The sequence below is a fragment of the Pelagibacterium sediminicola genome, assembly GCF_003390885.1.
In the GTDB taxonomy this organism is placed as follows: Bacteria; Pseudomonadota; Alphaproteobacteria; order Rhizobiales; family Devosiaceae; genus Pelagibacterium; species Pelagibacterium sediminicola.
On sequence record NZ_QMEL01000004.1, the window covers coordinates 227401 to 253645 of the forward strand.

Below are 26245 nucleotides of genomic sequence, written 5' to 3' on the forward strand. Positions count from 1 at the left end.
GGGGAACCGTGGGGCAAGCTACACGAGCCCCCCTCTCCCCTCCGTGGGAGAGGGGCTGGGGGTGAGGGGGCCAGCGATGCTGCAACGCTCTGGGAATTCAACTACCCCGCCGCCGCCATCTTCCTCCCCGCCGCATCGATCCTGATCCGCGCCCAGACGGGAAGATGGTCCGATCCCTTCCTTGAAAGATCCGACATATGCACCCCCGATGCCACCACCTCCACGTCCATCGTCGTGATGATCCGGTCGAACGCCAGCACCGGCTTTGAGGAGTGAAAGCTCGGCCCCGGTGCGATCACCTTGTGATCTTCGGCGAAATGAGCAAGGCAGCCGCCCTCGGTCGTCCACTGGTTGAGATCGCCCATGATGACGGTGGGCAGCGCTTCGTCGAGCACGTCGAGCTGGTTGAGCACCGATTGCGCCTGGCGCCGCCGCCACAGATCCACCAGCCCCAGATGCAGCCCGATCACCCGGAGTTTTTCGTCTCCGATCCGCAAATCCGCCATCACCGCCCCGCGCGGCTCGAGCGCGGGCAGCGTCAGCGTCGACTGGCCGAGCACCTCGACTCCTGCGCGCACAAGGATCGTGTTACCGTGCCAGCCAAGGCTCTGCTCGCGCACCCCGAAGCTGATCGGCTGATAGCCCGAACGCTCGAGGATCATTTCCGGCGACAGCGAGGATTTGCGCGAGCCGAACCGCCGGTCGACTTCCTGCAGGGCGATGACGTCGGCGTCGATTTCCCTGATGATGTCGAGAATGCGGTCCGGGTCGCGGCGCCAGTCCGTGCCAACGCTCTTGCGGATGTTGTAGGAGGCAACACAAATCATCGCGCTATTGTGGCCTGTGTTGACGACAGGTCAATGGCCATGCCGTAGCTGCGTTCCCTTGCCACCGCCGAACGCACTTGATTGCCAGCCGGCGCGGCTCGAATCCATCGCGTCCATATAAGGCTATGAGCCCCGCCGCTCAAGGCCCGTTCCTTTTCAAATCGCCGCTCCCGCCAGGAGTACGGGGCGGTCGGGTGTATCGGCGGTTGCGGCACGAACCAACCCGAGGCATATCTCTATGACACCCCTACGGCATCGCCGCGCCGCCACCTCCAGCGAGGGGCGGCCCCGGGAAGAATAAATTGCGGCAGGCCGGCGCGCTTCCCGCGGAGACGATATTGGTTTGAGACAGATTTTCTTGTCCCTTCGGGACGTATTCACCCACCGCACGATCCGCGTCTATCTCATGGGGGCGTTGGGCTCGAACGTGGGGACGTGGCTCCAGCGCATCGTCGTCGGCTGGCTGGTTTTCGATTTCACCGGCTCGGCGGCCTGGGTAGGTATCATCGCCGCCGCCGAAGTATTGCCCATGCTCCTCTTCTCCCCGCTGGCCGGAGCGATGATGGATCGCGGCGACCGCCTGCTTTATTTCGGCGTGAGCCAGATCTTCGGACTGTTGCAGGCCGTCCTGCTCGCCGTACTCTCACTCACCGGCCTACTCGATCTCCGGTGGCTGCTGATCGCAGCAGGGCTGCTCGGGCTGATCGAGGGAATCAGCAGCCCGGCCCGCCTTTCCATCATACCCGACATCGCGCCGCGCAATCTCATCCGCTCGACCATTTCCGCCAGTTCGATGGGTTTTAATCTCGCCCGCTTCATCGGCCCCGCGCTGGGCGGTTTCGTGCTCATCACCTTCAATCCCTCGGTGGCCTTTGCCGCCAACGCGATAAGCTTCCTGCCGCTCGTCTATCTGCTGTTTCTCCTGCGAAGGGCCCGCGCGCGCACCGCCCCGCCCGCCACCGCGCCCGAACACGGAGGCATTGCCGCCGGTGTCATCCATGTGGCGCGGAGCCCGCTGCTCGCGCCCACCTTCCTCATCCTGATCAGCACCAGCCTGTGCCTGCGGGCCCTCATCGATCTCGTCCCGGCCATCACCGGGCTGTGGTTCGCCAACGATCCGGCAATCCTTGCCCAACTCACATCGAGCCTCGGGCTGGGCGCCATGGTGGGCGGATTGTGGATGCTGGGGCGGCCGGGGCTGGCCGGAGTCATGTCTTCTGTGCTGAGCATGCCCGGCGTCTCCATCACCGCGGTTGCCGTGCTGGCGCTGACCGGCGCCAATCTCTGGGTGGCCTACCCCACCCTTTTCATCATCGGGCTGAGTGTCGTCGCCAACGCCATCGGCATCCAGAGCCTTATCCACCTCACCATAAATCCCGCCTATCGCGGGCGCGCCCTATCGCTGTTCTTTGTCGTCAATCGCGCCTTCCCGGCACTCGGCGCCATCCTCATCGGTTTTTTCGCCGACCGCATCGGGCTCACGATAACCATCTTCGGGGCAGCCCTGGCGGCACTCGCCTTCTGGCTCCCGCTCTGGCTCAGGCGCCAGCGGATCAGTGCCCACCTGCCCCCGGAAGATAACGCCGCCACCTCGCCTGACACCGCTCAAATCTAAGCAGGCGGCGGGTTCAAAAAAACGCGCAACCGTCATATTCTCGCACAACGGCGCCTTTAGGCTCGTCGCCCACGCTCAAACGGAGGAGCAGATCATGAAAGTGGTTGCCAATATCGATTTCGATGGCGATTGCCGCGAGGCGTTCACCACCTATGCCAAGATCCTGGGCGGCGAGATTCGCGCCATGATCAGCCACCGCGACATGCCCGAGATGGCCGAAAACGTGCCCGAAGACCGGCTCGATCGCATCATGCATGCCTGGATCGATTTCGGCGACCAGTCGCTGATGGGGCAGGACATGCAGGATTTTTCCGGCCGCAGCGGCTATGGCGTCACAGTGGTCGCCGACTCCACCGACGACGCCCGCCGCGTCTTCGAGGCACTCTCCGAAGGCGGCAACACGTTCATCCCCTTCGGGCCGCAACCCTGGTCGCAAGGGTTCGGCATGGCCACCGACCGTTTCGGCGTAACATGGGTCATCGACTCCCCGGCAGCCTGACCCGGCGGCCACTGGAGGACGGTTTCGACGGGTTTCTGCCTCCTTGACTATCCCACTGGATCACATTCGTCCTTGACGGAATCGTCGAGGCTCCCCTGATTGCGGTAGGTTCGGTCCGGCCCCCAGGACCCCCGGGGCGACAAGCGGGAATAGGGCAGGTATCCGCCAAAGCCACCAATGTCGTTCGGGGGCTTGTTCCTGGAATCCAGCGCGGTCCAACCCCAGCCGCCCGGCAGGCCGTTTCCATCAAGACCTGAAACGATCTAAAGCGAAAGGGGCCAGCGATTTCTCGCCAACCCCTTTATGTATCTGGTGGGCCCGGCAGGACTCGAACCTGCAACCAGACCGTTATGAGCGTCCCGTAAGGGCAGCGAAACGCTGGTTTTCCGGGGAAACTTCACCACAATTTTGCGACTTGGGAACCTAGATTTGCCGTTTTGTTCACGGTGTACTCGGTTCCCTCTGGTTCCCTATTCAGCTTTGATCTTGGATTGTTCCTATGCCGACGCAGCCTTCGCCTGGACATAGGGCTCATCGGTCACAATCGTCGGGTGGTATTGGGGTGACCATATCTCGTCGAGGGGTGGCGGCGCCACCGGTCGCGACTGGAACGATGGGTGGTGGTGTCCGTATGTCCGCTCCAGCAGCGTTGTTGTCATCCCGAGATACCCGGCAGCATCCCAAACCGATGCGCCACGCTGCATCAGCCAGGTTGCGCAGGTATGGCGCAAGGTGTGCGGTGTGACTTCAGACCCGAATCCTGCCGCCTTGGCTACCACCCCAAAGCCCTTGTTGACCTCGCGGACGGGCTGCCCGTTCCATTCAATGACATACTTCTGGTCAGGATTTACTCGCTTCCACCGTCGAATATGTGCCAGCAGCCGCTTGGGGAGACGGACAGGGGTTTGCCTTTTATTGGTCTTCCGTTTTCCAACCGCCTGGCGATAGAAGACCCCAGCCTCGATATCGACCCACCCTGCCCCATCAGTCTGCTCGAAAGCAGCAGATCCGATCGCGCCGGCGCGCGTGCCGGTGTAAAGGCCAATGAGGAGGAATCGTGCGATGTGATGTGCGGTGCGTCGGCCTGTCGGTCGACCATTGCGCAACTCCCGACGTCGATATGCCTCCATCACGATCTTTGCCGCCTCCTGCCGTGTTAGGAACCGGTCTCGGGCTTCGGACCTGGAAGGAAGCGTGACTTTAATATGCTCTCGATGAAGGCCTTCGCCGTGGTGATAATTGACCGCAGCCCGCAGATCCTCAAGCTCTCGTCTGGCACCGGCGGCAGTGACCATGCGCGGCGGCTTGCCGGTCTTCTCCGGCCTGGCTGATTTCCACGGCATTGCACATCGGTATGCGACATAGTCCCTGCATGACCGCCCATTGATGTCGTCCAGGGTCTTGCCCTGCCAGAAGTCGAGCAGTTGAACAGCCCGTATAGCGGCTTTTTCGGGGCTGGCTTGCTCGGGGGCCCTGTCTCGCAAGTAGACACTGATGACATCGGACACCAGGACGTCGGCAGCACCCTGCCCCCGCTTCCTGTCCGGCTCATGTTTCTCGGCAAGGTATTCGTTCAGCAGCCTTTCAGCTGTTGAGCGATCCTCAAGGCTGCATCCCGTGACGCGCTTGCTCGATCCGTCGACGATGACCCAGACGCCCTTTTTTCGGAGCTTGCCGGTTTTGGGGTCGTGGTACGGTGGGCGGAAGTAGAGGTGAACGGGTTTTGGTTTGACCATTTCTTGATCCAGTCGGCGATGTCGTGACGTTTGAGATAGATGGTGCCTTTGGGACCACCTGGCTGCGATGCAGGCAGCTCGCCCGCATGTATTGCATCACGCAGCGTCCGCTCGGAGACAACACCCCCAAGCTCTGGCAGCTCCAGGGCAGTGCGAATGGTCAGCAGCCGGTCCTCGGGTGGCTTCTTTTCGAGGGCAATCTCGTGCTCAAGTTTGGCTGTTTCGGCAACCATCCAAACAAACGGCAAAAATCCGGATTCTATGGAAAAGGTCTTCATGGCTTCCTCGGCTCAATCGTGTCCGCGACAAGCCTGGCCGCTGCCAAAACCTGCGCTGTGGACCCTAAAATGCACAAAGCCGACACTCTTTCAAGCATCGGCTTTTGCAAAGATTAACGATGTGAGACCGGATCAGTCACCCATGACCATGACGGCGGCCACAGCCTTGGCATGATCACCATAGGTCCGGCTCATGCACGCGAGAAATGACCGGCCCGTCTGCTTCTCGATCTCCTTTGCCAGCCAGACGTAGTCCATGGAAAACAGGGTTGCGAGGAGCACCGCGTATTCCCCGGTCGAGGTCGCCGAACCCATGTCGCGAGCTTTCGCGATGACGGCGTTGTCGACACGGCCCGCGACGGCATTCACATAGTCCCGCCAGTTTTTGATCGGCTCGATGTCCAAACCGATCAAGGCGCGGACGGTGTCGCGAGCGGGAGCGGATGATTTAAAATCTTCGAACGTCATGAGTGTGTTCCTTCGTGGTTCGATGGGGGTGTCACCGAACTCAATTTCCAGACGCTCAAGCTCGGCCATGCTATCGGCAATCGTGGTCCGCAGTTCGCGTGCATAGGCAGCAAGTTTGCGATCCATGGGCGGGCTGTCGTGGTCGAGGTCGAGGGTCGCAGTAATCGTGCTGCTGGCGGCACCGATCGCGCGTGCAAGCTTGCGCTGCCAGCCCTTCTCGGGCCGGCCGTCTTCGGCGCGCCCAAAGGCGATGGCGGCCAAGGCCTCAATGCGCTGGCGGCGTGTGTTTTGCGTGGTTTTCATAGTGGTACCCTCCGTGGGGTGTGGGGGCCGAAGCCCCCGTTAGGGCTATTCCTCGTCTTCAGAAACTTCTGAGATGTCATTAGCTTCGTCGTCGAAGGGCAGCCACCACTCGAACATCGCGACCTTGTCTTCCAGTTCAGCAATCGCCTTCTTTGCGACCTCGTTCGGGCTCGGATCGGGATCGCCGTAACCCGCTTCTGGCTGGCTGTTTGCCAGAATGGTCTCAATGAGAGGCATCACACGCTCGACGAAGCGGTAGATCGCGGGTTCATCGACACGGAAGTAGTCGTCGTGCTGCCGGTTCTCAAAATACAAGTAGGTCCAGTCGCGGGCCGGCACTGGCTTTTCGTCCAGATCAGGGATGTCGATATCGTTGACCGCGATGACCTCAACCGTGTTGTCGATGGGCTTCAGTGCGATCCGGAATACACCGGCATAGCGAGGATCGAACGGTTCGGAAGTCCACAACTTGAAGCGGTAGTTGCGGGGAAATTCGAAATTCTTCACACCGCTTTCACGCATGTCCCGCAGATTGCGCCGGCGATACTCTTCGCAGCGCAGAGCAACAGCTTCATTGCCGAGATCACGGGCATACGCTGCACTCAGCTCCCAGAAGTCGAGCTGCTCTGCGCGATCCTGCATGGCACCCTCGATCTCAAGCTCACCGATGTACCGATCTGCGTGACCCGACTTCAACCAGCAATGAGAGCCGCGATCCGGGCGAATGCTTTCGATGTCGAGTACGGCGACTTCGCCGGTTGAGAACTCACGAAAGAACGACACCCCGTCGACGCTGTGACGGCGGACGACGTTGTAGCCAAGGCGCTGTGCTGCCGCTTCCGAGAGCGGCAAAGGTTTGCTATTTGTATTCTGCATTTCGATTTCCAATCCTGGGTTTTGGAGTGCATGAGAGGGGTTGGAGAGTGTCCGCTTTCCAACCCCCGATTGCTTAGTAGTATGCTTCTTCAAGGTCTTCGGAATTCAGCTCATCATTGACGCGCTTGATGAGCGTCTCGAGCTTCATGCGCCGGCTCGCGGGAACTTCGACGACCACGAAGTCCCCGGTCAGCCAGACACCCTCACCTCGTGTCATGACGTCGATTTCGGCAATCGGCGTGCCGCCCAAGCGGAAAGCCTGATTTACGCGGTACTTGATATCCCCGACGATGATCTCATCGAACTGATGAACGGTAACGAATTTTGACATGCGTGCCTCCTGGGGCTTGATGTTGGCGTTGCACTAATGGCGCTGCCGATGATCCTAAGATGCTCCCTATCCTCGCGCCTTTCAATAGCTTTTTGTATTTTTTGCTCGAAAAATTGATAGTAATGCGAAAATGCGTTGTTCTTCAATGAGAAGGTGTGGACCTACATTTAGCATATCATAATGATACATTTGCAAGCATTTGATCGGGTGCGCGCGGAAAGTCGATTTCAATCCTTGGCAAGCAATAGGAATAGACCATCGTAGTTAATGGATTGCAATTTCAATCCTTGTAGCGACCAGGAATAGGATCGGGTATCGTGGCCAAAATCCAGACTGCAGGAATGCCCCATGCCCAGAGCTGACTTTGTGACCGCTGCCATTTCCACGATTTTCCCCGAGTGGTCATCGACCAGGATCGCGCGCTGGTTGCAGGTCAATCCGCGGACGCTGCAGAGGTGGATGAAGACCGGCTCGGGGCAGCTGGATGAGTCTGAAGTTCCTGCCGACCTGCAGGCCAAAATCCGCGATCAAGCAGCACGGGTGGCTGACATCGATTTGGCCGGCCAGCTCGATCATTTTATCGCCAGGCAGCGCGAAAATGGAATTGATGATGAGGTGTTGGCTGCGTGGCTGGCAGACAGATACAAAGACCTCGTGGGACGTGAAATCGATTAATCACCCCTTAACCTTTGCTGACTCGATGGATTGATCACTCAATCCTTGTGTGCTTTATGAGCACCCTTGCTGCGGATCTCGGTATCGACCGGGTCTGGAGCGGTTAAAGACCGGAGACATCAGATGCCAGCAACCGCCGATAGTGCACGCGCGTACCTTTTCCAGCGCGAAACCATCCAGAAAATGATTGAGCTCGGGCGCCTGCCCACGCTTCTCGACCTTCTCGAGGGCCATTACTTCGCGCGCGATGACGTCTATTTCGATCTCTTCACCTGGGCCGGCGAGACCATCGCGCACGCTCGCGAAGAGCTAAGCGCAGACACAGCCGCAGCCATCATCCCCACGCTTGAAAAGCTTCAGCGTCGCAATCCGGGTCACAAGTCCCTGAGTGCCGCCCTTGCTCTTTTTGAGCACCTTCAGATGGCAGATGAAGCCGCAAGGTGCCTCGCATATCTCGCATCCTTGGGCTCACGCGAAGCCCGACAGCGCCTCGCTGCCGTCGCTTCAAAGCGGGTGCAGAGGTGCCCGCGTGACATGACTATTCTTTATATGAGTGCGACCGTATTCGGCTTGGTGACTGGTGAATCCGGCCGCACATCGATGAGGGAATATTGCGAAGCCGGGCTTGCGCGATTCGATAGTTTGTCAAAGGACCTTGCTGCGCTGCACGAAGCCACGACGACGAAGCCGACTGCACCCGATCCCGCTGATGATCTCGATGATGATTTCATGCAAGCTGTGCTCGAAGACCGTGCTGAATTTTTCAAGGGTAACAGGCTGAAGGGGCATGTCGTCGTTCCGAAGCTACCCGATAATCCTTCACGCGCTCAAGCCGACCTTTTCAAGTCGTGGAAGGATCTCGCCGGAAAGCGCCTGCGCGTCGTTCAGCGCGGTGAACTGCCTGCACAGCGTGCGGAATTGGTGGGCCGGTGGCCGCATGCAGTGGACGTTATCAACGTCATTCTCCGCGACCTTTCCGCAGACGAACGCGTCAGGATCAGGCCGACAATCCTTGTTGGCCCGCCAGGATCGGGGAAGTCGACATTGGCAAGGGCGATCGCTGAGACGCTGGGGTTGCCGGCGCAGCTTGTCCCCTTGGCCGGCCTGGCTGATGGCTCGGTGGCTGGCACATCGGCACAATGGTCGACGGCTCGGGAGAGTGTGCCCCTGCAGGTCATTAAGTCGTCTAAGTGCGCAAATCCGGCTGTCGTATGGGACGAAATCGACAAGACAACATCGTCTCATAACGGCTCGACCGTCGACGCCTTACTTCCGATGCTCGAGCCGTCGACATCCCGCCGCATCCGCGACCTAGCATTGGAAGTCGAAGTCGACTTGAGCCTGGTGTCGCACTTTGCGACTGCCAACTCGCTCGAAGGTGTGCCGGCGCCGCTCAAGGACCGCATGCGTATCATCTCGATGCCGGATCCCGAGTGGCAGCATGTCGGCACCCTTGTCCGGGGAATTTTGGATGATGTGTCAAAGGAACGCGGACTGGATCGCCGGTGGATCGATGACCTGGCCGAAGACGAATTGGACTTGGTTCACCAGCAATGGCCTGGAGGGTCACTTCGGCAGCTCCGGCGCATCATCGAAATCATGGTGGACGGGCGCGAAAAGATGTGGGGGCGAGCATGAGCACCTTTGCCGATATCCCTGTGCGCGATGCCCAGGCGGCGATTGCTGCCTGGAACGCGCTCGACGACTTGATCGAATGCATGGCCCTTACCGACCCTCGCGACCATGTCCGGATGGCGGCGCGGGCCACAGGGCTCTGCTTCGACAATATCGTTGCGCTTGCACGTGCTGTCGCCGGATCGCCTGCCAGTCAGCTTTTGAACGCTGCACTCATGAGGCTATACAATGAGCTCGGGTGACATTTTCAGCGAAACCCAGGCGATCCTCGCCCGCGCCATCACGCCTGACACCGACCCTGCCTTGGCCGAGGCGATGAAGCAAATTTTGGCAGCGGCACAAGTGTCCAGATGGCAGAGATATGATGAGTATGCTCTGTCTCTAGTGCCAGCGACCGATGCGGATATGAAGCAGCTGCGGGATAAATTCCGTGCTTGCCAAAATATTCCAGCTTGCAGCCTGGGGTGGTATGATTTGCTGCAAGCGACCTTCCAGATCTTGGAAGAACGCTGGCCCGATCGCGAATGGCAAACGACGGATATCAAGGAAAAATTTGGCGGCTTGAGGATCTACTGGGCTGGCGATTATCCCTATGCCGAAGACGTTTTCCTCGACGCTGCCGAGCTGTTGAGCGAGCACATTTGCGAGGAGTGCGGCGCGCCTGGCGAGAGCCGCGCAGGCGGGTGGATTCGCACGCTTTGCGACCAGCATGCGGAGCAAAAGCGATGAGTGAGCGATATCCAGAGCCACTTCCAAAAATTGTCCGCAATTCAGCGAGGTGTGACATGTGCGGCGACGAAATCGAGAGCATGCACAGACACGATTTCAAGTGGTGTACTTGCAGAAATATCGCTGTCGATGGTGGCACCGAATACCTTCGCCGTGTCGGCATGGAGGGCCTGTGGTCAGAAACGAGTGTCATGCGTCCGCTGACGGAATTGGAGCTAGCTAAGCACCACCGGCGTTGGCGCGAAATCATGGAGCCAGGGCGATGACCGATATCGAAATCTGCCTCGCTGCCGAGCGCCGGATGTGGTCCGCACTGCTCGAGCATGACGACGGCACGCCCGATTTCTTCGACGAGCTTGTGCGTAAGACCGCACCCTTGGTGCCGGGCAGCCGCCATTTCTGGCCGCGATGGGATGCCAATAGCGCATTCACACCCAGCTGCTGGATCGGGCTTGAGCACAATTATTATCGCCTGCCGCCAGAGCTGCTAGATGAATGGCGGTGCTATAGAAAGCGATGGCATACCCTGCTTGAGCTCAATCCTCGAATGCGGATTGCGGAAATGCTGAGCGACATCAGTGAAGGCCACGACTCGTCATCGTTTCCTCACGGGTGGGAGCAGCACGTCAGGGATTGGGTGCGCGAGGGCTGCAAAACCGAGCCGTCCTTTTTCCTTGATCTGCAGACGCGATCGCCAAATTTCCAAGCGAGATTCATGGTGGCGGCGAAGGCGGCTGGGCCTGGGTGGCTCTATTACACGTCGGGGGATGATCACCGGTACGAATGGAGATTCGACGATGACGGTATCGCATAGAGTGCCACCTGGCTGGCGCCCCATCATCCTCGATCTCGAAGAAAAAGTGCGCGTCGTCGATGCATATGAAGATGTCGATACCGGTGAGCTTGTCGTGCGTGCTCTTTTTTCGCGTGAGGAAGACCGGCGGCTCGTTGACCAGGCGGTAGAGCGCGCGCGGGTAACAGAGAAAGGATCGAGCGATGACTGTTTTAACTGAATCACAGCTTAAACTCGACCACGCCATCACTGATCTGCAGGAGCGTTTTCCAAACGAAACGATCGAGATCATCGAGCTCTTTGACATCGCCTGGTCTGGCTGGGAATGCGACAGTCTGGGTGCTTTGATCCTGCGCGATAGTGTACCCGAGCTTGTCATCGTTGACCAGGTGGGCGGCGACTTTCGGCCAGTGCCGGAAATCCTGAAAGAGCGGGTGCAGGAATATAAACGCCTGTCCGCCGAGACAGAAGCAGTACTCGATCGATACCGCATGATGGGAGGCGGCAATGAGTAAAACAGGCTGGCAATTCATCGCGCCGGCGCTCAAAAAAGAAGGCCTGAACTTCACGCATGCGTGCGTCCGGATCGACGGCCACTTCGGCCAGGTGCCGGTCGAAGACCTGAGGTCGTGGCTCGAGCAAATGACGTTCCTGGACGACCCCTCCGACAAGGAATGGCAGGACAATCCAGACCCAACACCGCCCGGGCGAGCATTCGATTTCGCACTGTGGGATAACGAAGGGCATGTCTGGTATCCGAGCTCTCACGACGGTGTCGCGCACCTGGGCAGTCGACCGGCGCTGCCTGCTGCATGGCTGCGGGATTATCGCAAATCCATCGACGAGCCGGGATTGATCGAGATCGAGCGGGATTTTGTCGGCGAGATTGAGCGGATCGTTGCTATCGGGCCCGAAGTGACAGAAATCCCAGAAGAATATCGCTGGAATTCGGCCGAAGTCGACTTCGACCCCGATCGCGATTCCGCATATCACGTCGCCCGCGAAGCCATGCGCAACCACATCGCGCATCTGTCTGCTCAGGTCGAAAAGCTCGAAAACGAGATCGTGGAAACCGGCGTAGAGATGGGCGAACTCGACAGCACCGACAGGGATGCCATCGAGGCGACGATCGCGAAATATCGAGCGGGTCTGGCTGACAGGATTATCCATGATATCGAGGGGTGGCACCGAGCGCTGCCCGGATCAAAGAAGCCATTGAGCATTCGGGTGGAGGGCTTACCGGATCATGTCGCCGAACGTCTGGAAGTGCTGGCAGTAGGGGGGCTGCAGGTGAAAATTGAGATCATCGATGGGCAAGACTCGGAGACGTAAGCGCTCAGGTGAGCCTGGCCACGATCGTGATGGGCAGTCGGGCATTTATAAGTCGCCGTCGACAGCGCATGACCACGCACTGCAGCGAATGCGTCCGGAACGCCGCCAAGAAGCCCACACGGCATGGCAAGTGGAGCGGGGTTGGGATGCTGATGATCTTGTCTGGCCGCCTGGCAATCGCAAGCCATTTGGGCGTGGTTGGCGCTGGTGACGCATTTCCGCCGTATTTAACCCCGCCCGCAAGCCATTGTTCTTGACAACTTTTTATCGATCCTGCGGAAAAATAAGTTACAGGGGAGTTGCCGGGGAGTTACGCGGCCATCCGCTTCAAATTGATTTCCTGCAGGGCACCGATCACTTTTCGCTCCAGGACTTCCAAATCGCCATCGTTGTCGATTCAGACGTCGACCAAGCTCTCATCGAAGCGGTCGAACTCGTACCTGGATGGCTCCACGCTAGGCCGGCGAATGCCGAGTATAACGCCGCCCAGGGCGCGGTAAACCACACCTTGCTGCCGGCGCACTGATCCGAAGGAATAGCGATTGCTGGGATCAAGGTTTTTGGTCTCTAACCATGCCAGTAAGTTTTCGCCGAGCTGGGTCTCAAGGGCGTTGCCTATGCGGCCCAAGACGTCCCGGTGTTGGATGTATCGGCCGTCGATAGTGCTGTGACAGTGCTTCCCGGCTTGGGTATAGACGTCATCGTGGGACAGCCCGAATTGATCTATGGCGATCGCGCGGAGTGGCTGCCCGTCATCGGTCGGCGTGTAATGGAAGTGCTTTTCCAAGGCGTTTTGGACGTCGGATTTGCCGGCGCCAGGGTGGCCACAGATCCCGATCAGACGGGGCAAATGTAACAAATAACTGACATTCACCGGCTTAATGTAACAAATTTCAGTCATGCGGGTCTTTCAACCACTTTTCCGTCAGGTATTTGGCGCGTCTGCATGAAGCCCGTGATGAGCTCCAAAGTTAAGGTCTTGACCCGTAAATCGCACAATCGGTCTTGATTCGTTCATGGTCTGGAGTGATTTTAGACAGGAGGTCGGCAATAGATCGACCGCATCAACGATTTGCATGTAAGACTAGGGCTAATGTCATCATGGATTGATCCGCGTGACGCGGCAACCACCACCAAAATCACTGATTATCCAAGCGGTATTGCGCTGCATCCGAACCCGCGCGCGCTGCCCCGAAGGTATGACAGCACGTTCCTTTATGGATCTCTGGGTTTGCCACTACACGAGATGGGCTGGGCAACGATCCCGGAGACGCGCGATGCCGACAATCGCAAGCCCGGACGCGTGAAAGGCGCCGGGCCAACAGCCGGGACGATAAAGTACAAAAACGTTTTCCACATGCACCAGCAGCTAGCGCCGATCAATGCTGTCAAAGCCTGGGCTGATGAGCTGGGGTATCTCAACGTCGCAGGCGTCACAGGCGATTCGTTTGGAACATGCGGATGGTTTTTGCTTGATTTCGATATCTTGCGCCCTGAACTCGCTGATCAAATCTACGCATTGGCGGATGAGATCTTTGGAGTGTCCCCCTTTATCCGTGGTCGGGACAGCGTCTCAAAACGTGCACGCATCTACACCAGACCCCTGGGCGCCCTGCGGTTGCCGAGCAAAAACTTCGTGCTCGAGGAAATGCATGACGGTGAAAAGCAAGCCATCGAAATCAAAGACGACGGTGGCTTGGCGACCCTTTATGGTTTCCACCACAAATCAGGCGAGCGCTTCAAATATTACGGCAGCGCCGAACCCTTCACTGCCCCACCATCGGCAGCGCCACTCGTTGATGAAAGCCAGCTGATGGCATTCATCGAACGACTGCACACTGAAATTTCGCCTATTGTCGGGTTCGAAAAGCTCAAGCGTAAAATGACTGCAGTGCCGGTACGCTATGCTGATACCGATGTCGGCGATACCCGAGTGCCGCCCATGCCTGCCGAATTGGCGGCATTCTCTTATGCTTCTGAAGGTCGGAAGGACTGGCTGCTCAAACGTTCATTGCCGTGGGCTCGATGGAATGCCGGTATTGTCGCACCGCTCGATGGCGGTCGTCGCGATGTCTCTGAAGAGGGTATCGCAGCCATTGCTAACGCTATGGTCCATGAGAGCGAGCAGCACCTAGACTTCAGCGCAGGCAAAGGATTGACGACAAATACCGTGCACCGGCACGTGGCAGACCTGCTGCGCTCGGCAGCACAGAAGATCGCTGATGGCGTTGAGGGCTATGAGGCGATCGGGACGAGGCGCATCAATGAGCTGACACAAGTCGTCGAGCACAATGTCGGCCAGGGCGTCGTGCAACTCGATGCCGAATTCTCATGGCTTCCAAAAACTGCCGACCGGAAGCGTATTCCGGATGACATTTACGCACGCAACGATCCTGATGCCTTGGCAGCAACTGCAGTCGCACTGGTGCACAATCGGATCGAAATCACACAGCGCGTGTCGAGGGAAATCAGGGCCGCGATCTGGCAATTCCTCGAAGATTTGTGGGAATGGAAAACGGCGGCGGATAGCAAGAATAAAAAAAAAACCCTGCTTCCTGCACACCTGCTGAAGGCACCCACGGGCTCTGGCAAGACTACCACCTTGCTGACGGTTTTGGGCGAGTGGAAACGCGAGTACCCCGATCGCACGCTCGGGCCCATCCTCATGCTCCTGCCGTCCTATGCGAATATCGAAGAAATCGCGGGCCGCGATGACCTCGGTGTTTGGACGAAAGAGACCCAGGAAGCAGCCGCCGACATTATCGCGAAAGCAGAGGGTCGTGGCGTAAAAGCCATGGTCTATCGTGGCAAGATCGCAGCCGGCTGCATGATGGATGAAAAAGTTAAGCTCCTGCAGAGCGCAGGCATCAACACATCAGGATTGTGCAAGGCTGACGACATTGAAAAGGAAGAAGTGGACGGGGAAACCCGCAACAACAAGGTTACAAAGTGGTGCACATATCATCCCGAAAACCCCGACCGCGATGATTCCACACCGTCTTGCAATGCAATCCTACAGCAGCTCGGAATCCCTCTTTCAGACTTGGTTCTGGCACCCCATGCATTTATCACTACGAATACCCCTGCAGCTTTGAAGGACGTGACCGCGGTCATCGTCGACGAACGCGTGTGGGACAAAGCCATCGGCACCAAGTTCTTTTCCCTCGACACTTTCACCACTCCACGTGACGAACCTGCAGTCACAAAGAAGGAGAAGGAAAAGGGTGTCGTTGCATGGCACCGCGTGCAGTCACGCGATGAACTGGGCGCTGTCATCGTCGCGGCTCTCAAGGATCGAAAAGACGTTGCTGCAGCCATTCTCGCGCACAAAGATGGGCCAACGCTGCTTGAGCACGGTCGCTGGGTCACAGGCCGCCTGCAACGCGTTGCGATGGACATCAATCCTTCCACACCACTCGCAAATATCATCGCTGCCACGTCGGGGATGAGAGCCAAAAACCTGGTCGAAGAGCACCAGGCTCTCGGCATTTTTGAAGATCGAGTGCAGGCGTTTAAGCAGTCAGATATATCGCCAACCCTTGCGCCAAAAGGCGAGACCGACGCACGTGTACAACTTGTTGACGATGGCGAAAACGTCCGCATCTCGTGGCGCAAAAAACTCAATTTCGACGACAAGCCTGTCCTGTGGCTCGACGCTTCGGGCGATCAGAAAGTCCTTGAAAAGATCTGGCAGCGTGACGTCACCGTGCACGAGATCGAAGCACCCCTATTTGTGCGGTGCGTATGGGCTCCAGATGGATCGTATGCGAAATCCAGACTGCTGCCACATCATGGTGATAGCTTTGAAGCCCGACTCGGAAAAGCGGCAAAGCAATGCCTGCTGCGTGAAGGATTGACCGCCATTTCCATGTTGCATGGTGACGGCGGGGTGGTCGCTGCTGCAGCGCTCAATGTCCGCAAAGACCTGCAGCAGAATTTCCACCAGCCAGCCAACTTGCATTTTATGCACTTTGGAAATATCCGCGGTCTCGACTTTGCAAAGCACCACGGCGCTGCGGTTTCAATCGGACAGCTTGAGCTGCGCCCGCGCGATCTCGATGCAATTATCGGCGCTCTCACCTATGACGATGACGTGCCGGAGAAGCCCACTGATCCTTTCGGGAATGGACGCCAAGGACTGGAAGACGACGCTCCAAAAATCGAGCGGCGCATGGTCGACCGTGAGGTACCATTGCGCGATGGCGGCAAGGCAGTCGTCAAGGTCTTTGAGCCCGAGGGTGAATGGGCCAAGATCGTGGTCGAGCAAGTGCGCGAAGAAGAGTTGTCGCAATTCCTTGGCCGCCTACGCCCTGTCTATCGCTCCGGCCGTGCGCCCGTGTGGTACCATTTTGGGCGGGTGCTGCCGCGCGGCGTGGTCGTCGACGAGGTGATCACCCTGGAAGATCTGGCACGCCCATTTGGTCGCTCTTTACCAATCATCCACGAACTCGGAATCGGGAAGGTCATCCGCGAGGATCGGCTTTTCAATCCATACTTTTCAGGTTTGGGCACTGCAGCCATTGAGGGGGCGTTCCAGACCCTATCGCGAAATGAACGCATGTCGCAGGGCTTTTATAAGATCCACTACACGCTGAAGAACGAGTGGGACGGCAAGATTCTACAGCACACACCGCACTTTGCATTCGTGCCGGGATACGAAGCCGATCCCTTGGCCATCGTCAAAGCACAAGTCTCCGAACTCGAGGATGAGCCGCGCATAGCTTTCGCACCGCGGCACTCAACGTTTACACTCCCTGCACCCGACAAGATCGAGATCGAGCTGGGTGATGATCGGACAAGCGAAATCACTGCCCTACTGTCTGGCCTCGATATGCGTGAAGAATATGGGCAGGTGACATACGATGAGAAGCGTCATGGCATTTTGCTCAATGGCCGCACACAGTCACCACACGTCTACGTCGCATTTGAAATGCTGTCAGACCGAGTGAAAAAGATGGCTGCCGAGCACGAAGTAGCGACGATATTGGACGGCGTTCCGGCAGAAGCCTTCATGCTTTCGGAAATGGATGCAGATCAAATCGTGACCACGCTGGAAGAGTTCGACGACAAGACTGTAGCAGTTATCCTTGAGCATGCCGAAGTTGATCAGGATCTGCGCCACGCCGTCACGAAAGAGCGGGCAAAGCGCCCGCCCGTTGAGCTATCATTCGGTAAGGGGCAGCCTGCACCCACACCGGCGAACAGCTCGGAATCGATGGCAGACGCGCCAGACAACGTCGTGCGATTCGCGGCGCTGCCGAAGTTCAAGGCATTCAAGCCATCAACTATGCCAACGGCGTCCAAGTAACTCCCTGTGTGTGGGCGTTGCTGATGCGTCATGGAACAATCTAAGGCCAGCAGCCAATTCTTGCGTCAACAAAAAAAGCACCGCCTGGAGATCCAAGACGGTGCTGTCAGTCGATTTGCATTGAGCAATCGAATATAAGCGTTACCTGTGTAAGACACAAGAGTGACCTTGTCACCGACGCATGCGTAACCTTGTTTGAGGGGGTAACGGGGGTGTCTAGGCAGTTTGTGCTTGCGCAGCTCGATCTGCTTGCGCATCTGGATTAGGCTGCAAGCTGGGGATAAAACTGGCGTCCAAATGCTCCGGTCGCATCGATATTCGACTTCTGAGAGCAGTCACAGCTTCATCGCGGGCAAAACCCTTTCGATCAACCAGAATGGCCGTGGCGGTCTTTAAAAGACGTCTCACGTTGATTTCGGTTGATCCGTCCGCAGGAGCTCCAGTCATGGCTGCTTCCGCCAGTGCGAAAGCCAAAGCTTCCACCAGGGCAGTGTCGCATCGAGCGGTATCCGGCCGGCCCCTCTCGGACATGCGCTCTCGCCGGCGGGATTGCCGGGTGCGTTGACTGGAGAGCCGCTGTGCTCGTTTTTGCGCGTTCGTTCGTGCCATGCCTTCCTATATGGACTGAGACTATGCAAGTGACAAGGTCACTGATTGAGGGCGCCATAAACGGCCATCTGACGGTCGATTTCGGCGGGGCGGGAGTTGGATATCGGACATGCGTCCATGACTGCGAAGAGCAAAGGTATCGCTATCAAAGGACTGCGCTTAGGCGCGAAGCGCCGTAAAGAGTGCAGTCCAATTATATTCAATAATCGATATCGCTCATTGCCTGATCCTGCCAATGCAGTTTTCCCTTGGCTTCCTCGCAGCTATCGACCAGCCGATTCAGTCAGCAGAAAAGACGCCACATCGGGCCTGCGGCCCTCGCGCGCGCAGTTCGCTGACTCATAGTAAGATTAGATAGCTATTATATTGGACCTTACAAAAAACAACGCACCCCCACTTGTGCCCTGCTACGCAAGGGATTACATTAGCCGAGCTTTGTTTATTGTAAGCCACCCGTTTTTGAGGTCTGACCATGCCCGTGCACCGCAATATCGCCATCCCTCTGGCTGTCCTTAGCAGTGCCTTTTACACTCCTCATAAAGACGGCGAGGGTAGCCTCCGTCCGTCCGGCAAATCGCTCACTGGATCAGACCTGCAGATCTGGTACCTGATCCTTGATGCGGCCGAGCATGCTGTCGATTACATCGTCGACATTCCGCAGGTGAGCATCACGAAACTGCTGGATCGCGAAAACCCCACCCGCATCCGTGCTGGGCTGGATCGGCTTCGGGGAACGAATATGGTGTTGTCCAATGGCACGATCATGCCAACCGTCATTGCCTTCGATCATGTGGGTGTTGGGACCGAGCCACGGGTATGGCGCATTCAGATCGATCGCAGGGCTTATGAGTTGGTGCAAGCATCGATTCGCATGGGCAAGCGAGGGAACATCCGGACTGACGAGTTGAAGGAAATGTCCTCAAGGTATTCTTTCGGTCTCTATAGTCGGTGGGTGGGCTGCCTACACGGTGAATTCCCGTCTGACCGTGCAATCGGGATGGGGAAGCGTCCGAGCAAGCAAGCTTTCCAGCTCGACATCCCACTCGACAAAATTGGCGCCATTTTCGCTATAGGGGATCGGCTGCGTCCTAGCGAAGTCGAAAGACTGCTGGTGACCAAGTCACCAAAGTCGCCTCTGAAGCGAGAGATGGGACGGGCTGGGATCGATGTCGACAGTCATCTGACGCTGTCCGATGCCACAGACTTACCAGCATCGCTTCGCATTCTGATATCGTCGAAGTCGCTCAAACAGCTCAGCTTCTTTAATGCTCTCGAGCGGCATAAAGAGAACGATTTTCGGGTGAGGCGTGAGCGGTATCGTCAGCACTCGACAAATTAAATAGGATCCTGGACATTCCTTTTATGGGATCGAAGGATCAGAGTGCTAGGCTTTTGGAAAGTGGAGATTGATCATGCATATCAGCGACGGTGAAGCAGGCCTTGCCCTCGGGTTTCAAAGCGCTATCCGGAAGACTGAGCGCGCCTATGACGCTGCTATCGTCGAGCGTGACCAGCACATCCAGATGTTGACTGCAGCACTCCAGGCTGCCCGTGCCGACCTAGTGACCGAACGGGCAAAGCGTCATGCACTGCAGTTCCAAGTTGATCGGCTCAACGCCGTCTTGGATACCCCTATCGACTGACAAACGGCCACTCGACCACGAAAAAGGCCTGCCAGTGATGAACTGGCAGGCCTTTCCTTTTGCGCGACTGTTGGCGGCTTAAGGATGGATACCTTGTTCCGCGAGTGCCGCGCGCAGAGTTTTGCGCGGCTCGGGCTGCCGCGCATTGGCGGCAAGCACATCTTTGATGGCGGCGGTGTCATAAGGCACCATCCCGCGTATTGGCGCCTTGCCGCGCATGTGCGCGCGCAACTGGGAAGCATCGGCCGCCAGCACCGCGCACAACGACCGACGATCCAAAGCCCGCAGCCAATCAATGGCCTTGTCGCTTAAGCCCTTGGTGTCGTCCTCGGATGGTGTCTGGTCCTGAACCAAGACGCCAGCTAGACGCTTCATGCCCTTGATTTCCTCGAGGTCAGCCGTATTGCCTGACGCCTCGCCGCCTGGCGCGGGGGCAGCCTCCACTGGCATGGCCGGCACCGCGACGAGCTGGCTGATCCACTCACCGCACACACAGACCTTTTGCCAGACAAACCTCGGCATCGCGGCAAGTACAGCGGCGACTTTCATAAGGATTGATTTCATCATTCTTCCCCGGGAAAACATGAGCGGCGAGGTTGCCGCTCATTTCTTCGGGCATGATGGCGCGAATCGATGCAAGGAACGATTCGTTCTAAGCCTTTGAAAAAGGCCGGAAAAGGACATAACCTAAGGTTTTGTCAATGGTTTTTCGACCTGCTCACGGCCTTGTGATCACTTTTTTTAGGCGTCTGAATGCCAATAATGACGGGGTTTCTGGCGTTAATGTTGACACGCCAAGGGCTTAGGAGGCGAGAGAAATGCAGACGGGTGATTGATTAAATCATTAATCGCCCCGATCTTTGAATGGTCACGAACGCACAGGGTTAGAGACATGGGGTTCAAAGGTTTCATTCCACACATCGAGCAGCGGCCGGCTTTGTCCGACCGGGTTCGTCCAGTGGGATTGAAATCTCAAACCGCGCCCAAGGTCTCAATTCATCAGCCGCCTGACCTAGACGACCTTATGGACAGATTCGATGCGCCCGAATTCTTGAAGCGGGAAACGCAGACGAAAACCAGGAGGCGTTGGGCTGGCAAGGGTTGGCGTCCAGGAGACACCCAGGACTAACCAGCTCAACGGAGAGCTCCAGATGAATTCGAAAGTAAATGCGCCTTCGGGCGCCACGGCGAAGCCTTGCCTAAATATCGATAAGATCACCGACGCAATCGTTGCCGTCGCTGACGTCCGTAACCTTTTGTCAGATGAACTCGACGTTGCCGTTGCTCACAAGCTCACGACTTTTGACCTGAAAGGTGATGGCAAAGACATTTCGGCTCTCGTGGTAGCCATAGATGATCTTGGCAGCGTCATGACTGCCCTGGACGGCATTCATGCCCGTGCCAGCCAGCGTGAGCGCGATGCCAATGCTGCGCCGGTCAAGGAAATCTTCCAGGAAGCATTGGAAAAGGGCGACGACGCCGATCCTTACGACACCGAACGCCTCAAAGCCGATATCGCTGCCGACCCTTTCGTCGAAGAACGGCTGCTGAGTGGGTTGACCGTAAGGTTCGCCGGCAAATCGAGGGGGCGCGAACGTGATGGTCAAGTACGACACCTCCACTATCGGGCGGCTGGTTGCGATGGCACGTGATGGCGCTTCTCGCGCTGTCATAGCTCGCCGTCTCGACATGCCCCAGGTCACCATCGCTTACCACTGTGCGGCTGCAGGCATCGATTCCCCGCGCTGTGGACAGGGTCAGCGGACGGCGTTTGCGCCTGGGTCGACACCTTACACCCCCGAGGACGACGCCCGCCTCGTGGCAATGCTGAATGAAGGTAAGAGCTACAGCTTCATCGCTGATGCCATGGGTCGCAATCGGTCCTCGATCCGGTCCGGTGTTATGTCCCTTCTTGGACAGCCGTGGTGAACTCGACCTCGGGCTTAACGAACTCAAATTGTCCGGCCGCTCGACGAAGCGCCGGCGCCGGCGCCGGAAAGGCTAAACCATGGAAACGAAATTCACGCCGCGGTTCGCCGCAGGAATCATCAAGTGCATTCGTCGCGGTGAGCCTGCCGCCAAAGTCGCCCAGTCGGTGGGCATGACACTTGCCGAACTGGACCAAGCATTTGCCGATGTTGGTTTTCGTCTGCAGGGCAACGATGTCGTCCATGATTTCGGTGGCGGGATAGGCACTCTCCATCGTCGAGCAAACTTCGTTGACGCAACCGAGCGCTGCATCTCTGGTCACGAGATTTTTGGAGCACGTTCATAAGCCGACTTTACCTCTATCCGTGAGGAAATCGAGCGTGCGCTGACATCGCTTCGCCAAGGGCCTCGCGTCCTCAATGACCTCGGTGCTTACGCTGGCTGGATGCCGAAATCCAGGAGAAGGGATCGATCGCGGCAGCTGCGAGGGAGTGGGTGTCACGCGCCAAACCTTGTTTGCTGTTTTAAATCCGATCGCCCGTGTCCTCCGTTGACATTCACCTAGGGCTGCGGCGGATTGAGCAAGGGCGGCGGCTTTTCACGCTGGTGGACTGACTGCCGGACAATATCCCCAGGTGTTTATCGTGTACTGACTAGTAAGGGGGTAATGCCTGTTTTTGGGCATTTTCGCTTACCGTTTGTTTGCATCGGGCAGCTCGAAAAAGATCAGCCCGAAGGTTGGAGCGGTGTTTGGCTTGAGATGAACGACAGGGCCATCAAAACGGATCGCGGAGCGCGGCGGCTGTGCGCTCGCCGCACCCGACGACAATATTTGCAGCGCACGCATTCTCGATATGCCAGTGGAATCGTGGGCACTGTTGGAGGGCGCGTTGCAGAATGCCTGGACGGCCGAACTGATCTGCAGACGCAAGCTCGAAGCGCTCAAGCGCGGCAAGAGCTGTCCGAACCGATTCCCCTCGATATTGCTTCGTTGATTGCTGTATTGGGGTCGGCCTATCCCATCGCTAACCTCGCCGCGCGAGGCAAGTGCCCCCGATGCGGGACAGGATCCGTGGCCGTGTTCTGGCGGGTTCCGCCAGATAAACCTGATCCCGATCGCGCAAACCACGAATTTCCCAAGTGGCTGGGTCCCCCCTGTGCCGCGATGGGACGGAGACGATTTCGAATAGTGAATGGTGGGCTCTAGCCGACACAAGTTTGTAGGAAGTGAGCTTCCGCATTCGATCCCACGGTCGTTCAGATTTAATCCAACACCGCCTTATAGAAGACCGCAATCTCAGTTGGATCGGCTGATCAGACCGGGAGGGTGCAGCATCGCGTGCCCCTCTGAGAGACGAATAATGAAATCGATACTGTAATGCCGCAACTCAAGGTATCGGTGGAACGCGGTCACCCTCAGCTCCCCGCCCGCGATAGCGATCACCCAGGAACGAGGTTGTGCTCGATTGCGCTAAGCACTCTGGGTCTCCGGGGCAGGCTCGGGGGCAAAGCTACGCAAACCCTCGTCGATTTCGATCAGGCGCGCGAGGAGAGCATCGCGCTCGTAATGTCGCATTTTGCCGCTCCAGGTCTTGCTCCAAGCATCCCACTTCATGCGGTGGTTGCGGCAAGCGTTGATGACGTCGTCATTGTATCCGGAGCTGATCCTGATCTCGCCGTCTTTTTCTGACCATCGAATTTTCCGCATGGTGCGAGCGCGCGAGAGACGCTCCTCGTTCGCATCATTCGCAGCCTCGGCTACCCCCATGATTCCTGCGAGCGCCTTACGCAGGGCAGCCCGATACTTCGCCATCACGACCCACACGCGCCGATCATGATCCCAACGTGCAGTCGGCACGGCCTTAATTGCCTTCTTGATCGCAGGATCGAACGGCGACTGGACGTCGATGGTCCCGTCCGCGCGCACATCAACGGACACACCGGGAATTTCGGGCCATTTCTCTTCCGCTGCTGCGTGGGCGTCTGCCTGAGTTTTCGCGACCATTTCCTCGAACTTTTCGGTGAGTGCAGCCGGGATTGCCCATGAATTGTTTGCCTTGTTCCAGCATGCGCCCAAGCGCTTCAGCGCCGGCGTCATGCTTTTGGGAGTGCGGCTGGCGTAATAACCGTTCGCGAGATGGGTGATACCAAACGCGCCGCCCTTTCGCAGTCCGTTCTCTGGACGACCACCGGCAATCCAGGAATCGATTGCGGCAGCGAGTTCGTCTGACTTTTTCGGCGCGATAGTCCACTGACGTTTTTGTAAATAAATGGCGCCAAAGCCAAGAAGAATTTTTTGAACCGCAGGATCAAATCCAATCTCCTTGTCAAGATCGAAGAGCTTCCCCTGTGCGTGATCTGAAGTCGTATACATCCGATTGCTCCAATTGTCGGCGAGGACCCATGCCTCTCACCTTCACTACTGTCTGTAGCCTTGAGGCTACGTCTACGCTCTGTTAACGATTTGTTTTCGACGCGCGAAAACTTTCCGAATTCCGACGTGAATCCAGGTTCACCGAGATCTGTGAAAACATCAACGAATTGATTTCTCCAACGTTAAAGCGCGTTAACGTTTGAGTTCGCGCCTACTGCCATCTTCCTGCACGACGACGAGCCTGCCATCCGCCTCCAGGCTACATGAAGCAGTCTGCTGACCGATGCGACGCATTTCTTCGACCTCGTCCGGGCTGGAGCGGAGGGCGTGCATGGATTCGTCGGTGGAGGGATGGCGTCGGGCATCACCATGGGGGTCTACCCCACGATGTGGGCACTTCTTCTGCACCCGCATCATCCGCTTAGAGCAAGCCGAGCAGACCTTGTCGTGCCTGGACCTGTTGTCGCCGTTCGGCGCTGATCCATCGAGGAAAGGGTTTCCAGCCTTCGGTGCTGCACTGGAATTGGGGGACATCAAAAAGCCGACTCCGACAACCAAGATGCTGCCGGTGACATGCGCCATCACCGGAAATCGCGCGTTTTCACCCTAATCGTATCTATGTGCAGGTCTGGAATGTAGATATCTCGGGTGCGAAGGCCTTTTGGCGGATCGCTGCGCGGATCGGGGGTTGCCGATCCATGGTGAAACTCATCGCCACGTCCATGCTGCATTGCAAACGGTGCGTCACGCTCCCCGACGCTGGCCAGATCGGGAGAAAGATCGCGGATGTGACGCGCAACCAGATGGACCACTTCCCCCTCCCGCTGGATCTTGCCTCTCACCGAGATCATGCCGGCCGACAAAATGATCCGCCGATGCTGCTCGAACACTTTTTTCCACACAACCAGATTGGCGATACCCGTCTCGTCTTCGAGGGTGATGAACATGACGCCCTTGGCGCTGCCTGGACGCTGGCGCACCAGAACAATGCCCGCGGTTTCGAGCCAGCGCCCATCGCACGCCGTCATCGCATCCGAGCACGTAACAATGCGCCGCTTTGTCAGGTCCGGACGCAGGAAGGACACCGGGTGGGTGCGCAGAGACAACCCGACATGGCGATAGTCTTCAACGACTTCGCTGCCATCGCTCATCGATCGCAAGCCAATCGCAGGTTCGCTCACCTCGGAGATGGTCGTACCCTCACGCCTTGAAGCCGCGGCAAACAACGGCAATTCGAGATCGCGCAGTCCCTTTATGGTCCAGAGCGCGTCACGGCGGGACAGGCCAAAGCTCGTGCGGTATCCATCGGCCTCGGCAATCTGGGTCAGGGCCGCAACCGGCACCCCTGCCCGGCGCCAGAGATCATCAATGCTTGCATAGTCTTTGTCAGCACGGGCCGCCACTATCGATGCGGCATTGGCGTTGGACAGCCCCTTGACCATACGCAGACCACGCCGAACCGCGAATATGTCTGTATCGGGATTGCTCGAGGGCTCCAAAGTGCAGTCCCAGCGCGATGTGTTGATACACACCGGCCGGACCTCAATACCGTGTTCCTGAGCGTCGCGCACGATCTGGGCTGGCGCATAAAACCCCATGGGCTGGCTATTGAGCAGCGCTGCACAAAAGACGTCGGGGTGCCAGCATTTCAGCCAAGCGCTCGCGTAGGCGATCAAAGCAAACGATGCCGCATGGCTTTCGGGAAACCCATAGGATCCAAACCCTTCGAGCTGCTTGAAGGTTTGTTCTGCAAACGCTTTTTCATAGCCATTGGAAACCATGCCATCGATCAGCTTGTCGCGGAATTTGGATACCCCGCCGGTGAACTTGAACGTCGCCATGGATTTGCGCAACATGTCGGCTTCGCCCGGCGTAAACCCCGCGCATTCGATCGCCACCCGCATTGCCTGTTCCTGGAACAGCGGCACACCGAGCGTTTTTCCGAGAACCTTTTCGAGTTCGGGCCGCGGATATTCCACTGCTTCGAGCCCTTCCCTGCGCCTCAGATAGGGATGGACCATGTCACCCTGGATTGGACCGGGTCGCACAATGGCGACCTGGACGACGAGGTCGTAATAGGTCCGCGGCTTGAGACGGGGCAGCATGCTCATCTGGGCCCGGGATTCGATCTGGAATGTGCCGAGCGTGTCGGCCCGACTGGCCTGCCCCCTGAAAAGTGGTCCTCCCTGAAGTAGGCTATTTAGCCGTTAGAGAGGATTTTGGAATGCCCCAGAAGAAGCACAAGCCCGAAGAGATCGTCGCGAAGCTGCGCCAGGTCGATGTTC

The 26245-nt window shown here is 57.7% G+C and carries 25 protein-coding genes and 2 pseudogenes; 16 read left to right on the plus strand and 11 right to left on the minus strand.

What is annotated here, in order from left to right:
- Positions 1-101: 101 nt before the first annotated feature.
- Entirely contained in the window at positions 102-827 is a 726-nt protein-coding gene (locus tag DQG18_RS09375; protein WP_116653995.1) for an endonuclease/exonuclease/phosphatase family protein, read from the minus strand.
- Positions 828-1170: 343 nt separating this feature from the next.
- On the opposite strand from DQG18_RS09375, the gene DQG18_RS09380 reads away from it, so the two are divergent.
- Positions 1171-2442 (plus strand): MFS transporter, encoded by a 1272-nt coding sequence (locus tag DQG18_RS09380; protein ID WP_157970084.1) that lies wholly within the window; start codon positions 1171-1173, stop codon positions 2440-2442.
- Positions 2443-2536: 94 nt separating this feature from the next.
- Positions 2537-2941 (plus strand): VOC family protein, encoded by a 405-nt coding sequence (locus tag DQG18_RS09385; RefSeq protein ID WP_116653997.1) that lies wholly within the window; start codon positions 2537-2539, stop codon positions 2939-2941.
- Positions 2942-3438: 497 nt separating this feature from the next.
- Here DQG18_RS09385 and DQG18_RS09390 read toward each other — a convergent pair whose 3' ends face one another.
- The 5 genes and pseudogenes from DQG18_RS09390 to DQG18_RS09410 form a co-directional block, all read right to left on the minus strand.
- Positions 3439-4677: a site-specific integrase gene (locus tag DQG18_RS09390; RefSeq protein ID WP_116653998.1), complete on the minus strand. Its 1239-nt coding sequence runs from the start codon at positions 4675-4677 to the stop codon at positions 3439-3441.
- Between the two features lie 50 nt (positions 4678-4727).
- Positions 4728-4955: pseudogene (locus tag DQG18_RS16725) on the minus strand (hypothetical protein); the annotation flags it as partial.
- A gap of 132 nt (positions 4956-5087) precedes the next feature.
- Positions 5088-5726 (minus strand): hypothetical protein, encoded by a 639-nt coding sequence (locus DQG18_RS09400; protein ID WP_116654000.1) that lies wholly within the window; start codon positions 5724-5726, stop codon positions 5088-5090.
- 45 nt (positions 5727-5771) lie between these two features.
- A complete protein-coding gene (locus DQG18_RS09405; RefSeq protein WP_157970086.1) occupies positions 5772-6602 on the minus strand; it encodes a hypothetical protein in 831 nt (276 codons plus the stop codon).
- A gap of 73 nt (positions 6603-6675) precedes the next feature.
- Positions 6676-6933: a hypothetical protein gene (locus DQG18_RS09410; protein WP_116654002.1), complete on the minus strand. Its 258-nt coding sequence runs from the start codon at positions 6931-6933 to the stop codon at positions 6676-6678.
- A 348-nt stretch (positions 6934-7281) separates the two neighbouring features.
- Between DQG18_RS09410 and DQG18_RS09415 the strand changes: the two genes are divergently transcribed.
- From DQG18_RS09415 to DQG18_RS09455, 9 genes are all read left to right on the plus strand, one after another.
- The gene (locus DQG18_RS09415; RefSeq protein WP_116654003.1) at positions 7282-7608 is read left to right on the plus strand and encodes a hypothetical protein; all 327 of its coding nucleotides are present in this window, start codon (positions 7282-7284) and stop codon (positions 7606-7608) included.
- 123 nt (positions 7609-7731) lie between these two features.
- Positions 7732-9246: an AAA family ATPase gene (locus DQG18_RS09420; protein WP_116654004.1), complete on the plus strand. Its 1515-nt coding sequence runs from the start codon at positions 7732-7734 to the stop codon at positions 9244-9246.
- Positions 9243-9485 carry a hypothetical protein gene (locus tag DQG18_RS09425; RefSeq protein ID WP_116654005.1) on the plus strand — a complete coding sequence of 81 codons (243 nt, stop codon included), beginning with the start codon at positions 9243-9245 and terminating at the stop codon, positions 9483-9485. Before DQG18_RS09420 ends, DQG18_RS09425 begins: the two co-directional genes overlap by 4 nt.
- On the plus strand, positions 9472-9972 hold the full coding sequence (locus DQG18_RS09430; protein WP_116654006.1) for a hypothetical protein: 501 nt from the start codon (positions 9472-9474) through the stop codon (positions 9970-9972). The genes DQG18_RS09425 and DQG18_RS09430 overlap by 14 nt, the downstream gene beginning before the upstream one ends.
- Positions 9969-10238, plus strand: coding sequence for a DUF7695 domain-containing protein (locus tag DQG18_RS16730; protein ID WP_116654007.1), 270 nt, complete (start codon positions 9969-9971; stop codon positions 10236-10238). The genes DQG18_RS09430 and DQG18_RS16730 overlap by 4 nt, the downstream gene beginning before the upstream one ends.
- The gene (locus DQG18_RS09440) at positions 10235-10786 is read left to right on the plus strand and encodes a hypothetical protein (protein WP_116654008.1); all 552 of its coding nucleotides are present in this window, start codon (positions 10235-10237) and stop codon (positions 10784-10786) included. The genes DQG18_RS16730 and DQG18_RS09440 overlap by 4 nt, the downstream gene beginning before the upstream one ends.
- A complete protein-coding gene (locus DQG18_RS09445; RefSeq protein WP_157970087.1) occupies positions 10770-10985 on the plus strand; it encodes a hypothetical protein in 216 nt (71 codons plus the stop codon). The genes DQG18_RS09440 and DQG18_RS09445 overlap by 17 nt, the downstream gene beginning before the upstream one ends.
- A complete protein-coding gene (locus DQG18_RS09450; protein ID WP_116654010.1) occupies positions 10969-11280 on the plus strand; it encodes a hypothetical protein in 312 nt (103 codons plus the stop codon). The genes DQG18_RS09445 and DQG18_RS09450 overlap by 17 nt, the downstream gene beginning before the upstream one ends.
- Positions 11273-12097 (plus strand): hypothetical protein, encoded by an 825-nt coding sequence (locus DQG18_RS09455; RefSeq protein ID WP_116654011.1) that lies wholly within the window; start codon positions 11273-11275, stop codon positions 12095-12097. Before DQG18_RS09450 ends, DQG18_RS09455 begins: the two co-directional genes overlap by 8 nt.
- A 397-nt stretch (positions 12098-12494) precedes the next feature.
- Here DQG18_RS09455 and DQG18_RS09460 read toward each other — a convergent pair whose 3' ends face one another.
- Positions 12495-12998 carry a hypothetical protein gene (locus tag DQG18_RS09460; protein ID WP_116654012.1) on the minus strand — a complete coding sequence of 168 codons (504 nt, stop codon included), beginning with the start codon at positions 12996-12998 and terminating at the stop codon, positions 12495-12497.
- A 192-nt stretch (positions 12999-13190) separates the two neighbouring features.
- On the opposite strand from DQG18_RS09460, the gene DQG18_RS09465 reads away from it, so the two are divergent.
- From DQG18_RS09465 to DQG18_RS09475, 3 genes are all read left to right on the plus strand, one after another.
- The gene (locus tag DQG18_RS09465; RefSeq protein ID WP_157970088.1) at positions 13191-17405 is read left to right on the plus strand and encodes a bifunctional DNA primase/polymerase; all 4215 of its coding nucleotides are present in this window, start codon (positions 13191-13193) and stop codon (positions 17403-17405) included.
- A gap of 1081 nt (positions 17406-18486) precedes the next feature.
- Positions 18487-19353, plus strand: a complete 867-nt coding sequence (locus DQG18_RS09470) for a hypothetical protein (protein ID WP_116654014.1) — start codon at positions 18487-18489, stop codon at positions 19351-19353.
- A 73-nt stretch (positions 19354-19426) separates the two neighbouring features.
- Positions 19427-19657 carry a hypothetical protein gene (locus tag DQG18_RS09475; protein ID WP_116654015.1) on the plus strand — a complete coding sequence of 77 codons (231 nt, stop codon included), beginning with the start codon at positions 19427-19429 and terminating at the stop codon, positions 19655-19657.
- A gap of 78 nt (positions 19658-19735) precedes the next feature.
- On the opposite strand, the gene DQG18_RS09480 is transcribed toward DQG18_RS09475, so the two are convergent.
- Complete coding sequence (locus DQG18_RS09480; protein WP_157970089.1) at positions 19736-20221, minus strand: hypothetical protein; 486 nt, start codon at positions 20219-20221, stop codon at positions 19736-19738.
- A 587-nt stretch (positions 20222-20808) separates the two neighbouring features.
- Here DQG18_RS09480 and DQG18_RS16065 point away from each other — a divergent pair.
- Together DQG18_RS16065 and DQG18_RS16070 are read left to right on the plus strand one after the other, a co-directional pair.
- Positions 20809-21309, plus strand: a complete 501-nt coding sequence (locus DQG18_RS16065; RefSeq protein WP_157970090.1) for a hypothetical protein — start codon at positions 20809-20811, stop codon at positions 21307-21309.
- 356 nt (positions 21310-21665) lie between these two features.
- Positions 21666-21932, plus strand: a complete 267-nt coding sequence (locus DQG18_RS16070) for a hypothetical protein (RefSeq protein WP_157970091.1) — start codon at positions 21666-21668, stop codon at positions 21930-21932.
- Between the two features lie 1125 nt (positions 21933-23057).
- Here the strand turns inward: DQG18_RS16070 and DQG18_RS09500 are convergent.
- The 3 genes and pseudogenes from DQG18_RS09500 to DQG18_RS09510 form a co-directional block, all read right to left on the minus strand.
- Positions 23058-23960 carry a hypothetical protein gene (locus DQG18_RS09500; RefSeq protein WP_116654020.1) on the minus strand — a complete coding sequence of 301 codons (903 nt, stop codon included), beginning with the start codon at positions 23958-23960 and terminating at the stop codon, positions 23058-23060.
- Positions 23961-24152: 192 nt separating this feature from the next.
- Positions 24153-24542 carry a hypothetical protein gene (locus DQG18_RS09505; protein WP_116654021.1) on the minus strand — a complete coding sequence of 130 codons (390 nt, stop codon included), beginning with the start codon at positions 24540-24542 and terminating at the stop codon, positions 24153-24155.
- Positions 24542-26116: pseudogene (locus DQG18_RS09510) on the minus strand (helix-hairpin-helix domain-containing protein); the annotation flags it as partial. The gene DQG18_RS09505 and the pseudogene DQG18_RS09510, both read right to left, overlap by 1 nt.
- Positions 26117-26245: the final 129 nt, after the last annotated feature.

What these genes read in the sequence shown, in the direction of transcription:
- DQG18_RS09375 (WP_116653995.1), bottom strand. Translation starts at nt 827, where the DNA reads ATGATTTGTGTTGCCTCCTACAACATCCGCAAGAGCGTTGGCACGGAC.
- DQG18_RS09385 (WP_116653997.1), top strand. Translation starts at nt 2,537, where the DNA reads ATGAAAGTGGTTGCCAATATCGATTTCGATGGCGATTGCCGCGAGGCG.
- DQG18_RS09390 (WP_116653998.1), bottom strand. Translation starts at nt 4,677, where the DNA reads ATGGTCAAACCAAAACCCGTTCACCTCTACTTCCGCCCACCGTACCAC.
- DQG18_RS09400 (WP_116654000.1), bottom strand. Translation starts at nt 5,726, where the DNA reads ATGAAAACCACGCAAAACACACGCCGCCAGCGCATTGAGGCCTTGGCC.
- DQG18_RS09405 (WP_157970086.1), bottom strand. Translation starts at nt 6,602, where the DNA reads ATGCAGAATACAAATAGCAAACCTTTGCCGCTCTCGGAAGCGGCAGCA.
- DQG18_RS09410 (WP_116654002.1), bottom strand. Translation starts at nt 6,933, where the DNA reads ATGTCAAAATTCGTTACCGTTCATCAGTTCGATGAGATCATCGTCGGG.
- DQG18_RS09415 (WP_116654003.1), top strand. Translation starts at nt 7,282, where the DNA reads ATGCCCAGAGCTGACTTTGTGACCGCTGCCATTTCCACGATTTTCCCC.
- DQG18_RS09420 (WP_116654004.1), top strand. Translation starts at nt 7,732, where the DNA reads ATGCCAGCAACCGCCGATAGTGCACGCGCGTACCTTTTCCAGCGCGAA.
- DQG18_RS09425 (WP_116654005.1), top strand. Translation starts at nt 9,243, where the DNA reads ATGAGCACCTTTGCCGATATCCCTGTGCGCGATGCCCAGGCGGCGATT.
- DQG18_RS09430 (WP_116654006.1), top strand. Translation starts at nt 9,472, where the DNA reads ATGAGCTCGGGTGACATTTTCAGCGAAACCCAGGCGATCCTCGCCCGC.
- DQG18_RS16730 (WP_116654007.1), top strand. Translation starts at nt 9,969, where the DNA reads ATGAGTGAGCGATATCCAGAGCCACTTCCAAAAATTGTCCGCAATTCA.
- DQG18_RS09440 (WP_116654008.1), top strand. Translation starts at nt 10,235, where the DNA reads ATGACCGATATCGAAATCTGCCTCGCTGCCGAGCGCCGGATGTGGTCC.
- DQG18_RS09445 (WP_157970087.1), top strand. Translation starts at nt 10,770, where the DNA reads ATGACGGTATCGCATAGAGTGCCACCTGGCTGGCGCCCCATCATCCTC.
- DQG18_RS09450 (WP_116654010.1), top strand. Translation starts at nt 10,969, where the DNA reads ATGACTGTTTTAACTGAATCACAGCTTAAACTCGACCACGCCATCACT.
- DQG18_RS09455 (WP_116654011.1), top strand. Translation starts at nt 11,273, where the DNA reads ATGAGTAAAACAGGCTGGCAATTCATCGCGCCGGCGCTCAAAAAAGAA.
- DQG18_RS09460 (WP_116654012.1), bottom strand. Translation starts at nt 12,998, where the DNA reads ATGACTGAAATTTGTTACATTAAGCCGGTGAATGTCAGTTATTTGTTA.
- DQG18_RS09465 (WP_157970088.1), top strand. Translation starts at nt 13,191, where the DNA reads ATGTCATCATGGATTGATCCGCGTGACGCGGCAACCACCACCAAAATC.
- DQG18_RS09470 (WP_116654014.1), top strand. Translation starts at nt 18,487, where the DNA reads ATGCCCGTGCACCGCAATATCGCCATCCCTCTGGCTGTCCTTAGCAGT.
- DQG18_RS09475 (WP_116654015.1), top strand. Translation starts at nt 19,427, where the DNA reads ATGCATATCAGCGACGGTGAAGCAGGCCTTGCCCTCGGGTTTCAAAGC.
- DQG18_RS09480 (WP_157970089.1), bottom strand. Translation starts at nt 20,221, where the DNA reads ATGAAATCAATCCTTATGAAAGTCGCCGCTGTACTTGCCGCGATGCCG.
- DQG18_RS16065 (WP_157970090.1), top strand. Translation starts at nt 20,809, where the DNA reads ATGAATTCGAAAGTAAATGCGCCTTCGGGCGCCACGGCGAAGCCTTGC.
- DQG18_RS16070 (WP_157970091.1), top strand. Translation starts at nt 21,666, where the DNA reads ATGGAAACGAAATTCACGCCGCGGTTCGCCGCAGGAATCATCAAGTGC.
- DQG18_RS09500 (WP_116654020.1), bottom strand. Translation starts at nt 23,960, where the DNA reads ATGTATACGACTTCAGATCACGCACAGGGGAAGCTCTTCGATCTTGAC.
- DQG18_RS09505 (WP_116654021.1), bottom strand. Translation starts at nt 24,542, where the DNA reads ATGGCGCATGTCACCGGCAGCATCTTGGTTGTCGGAGTCGGCTTTTTG.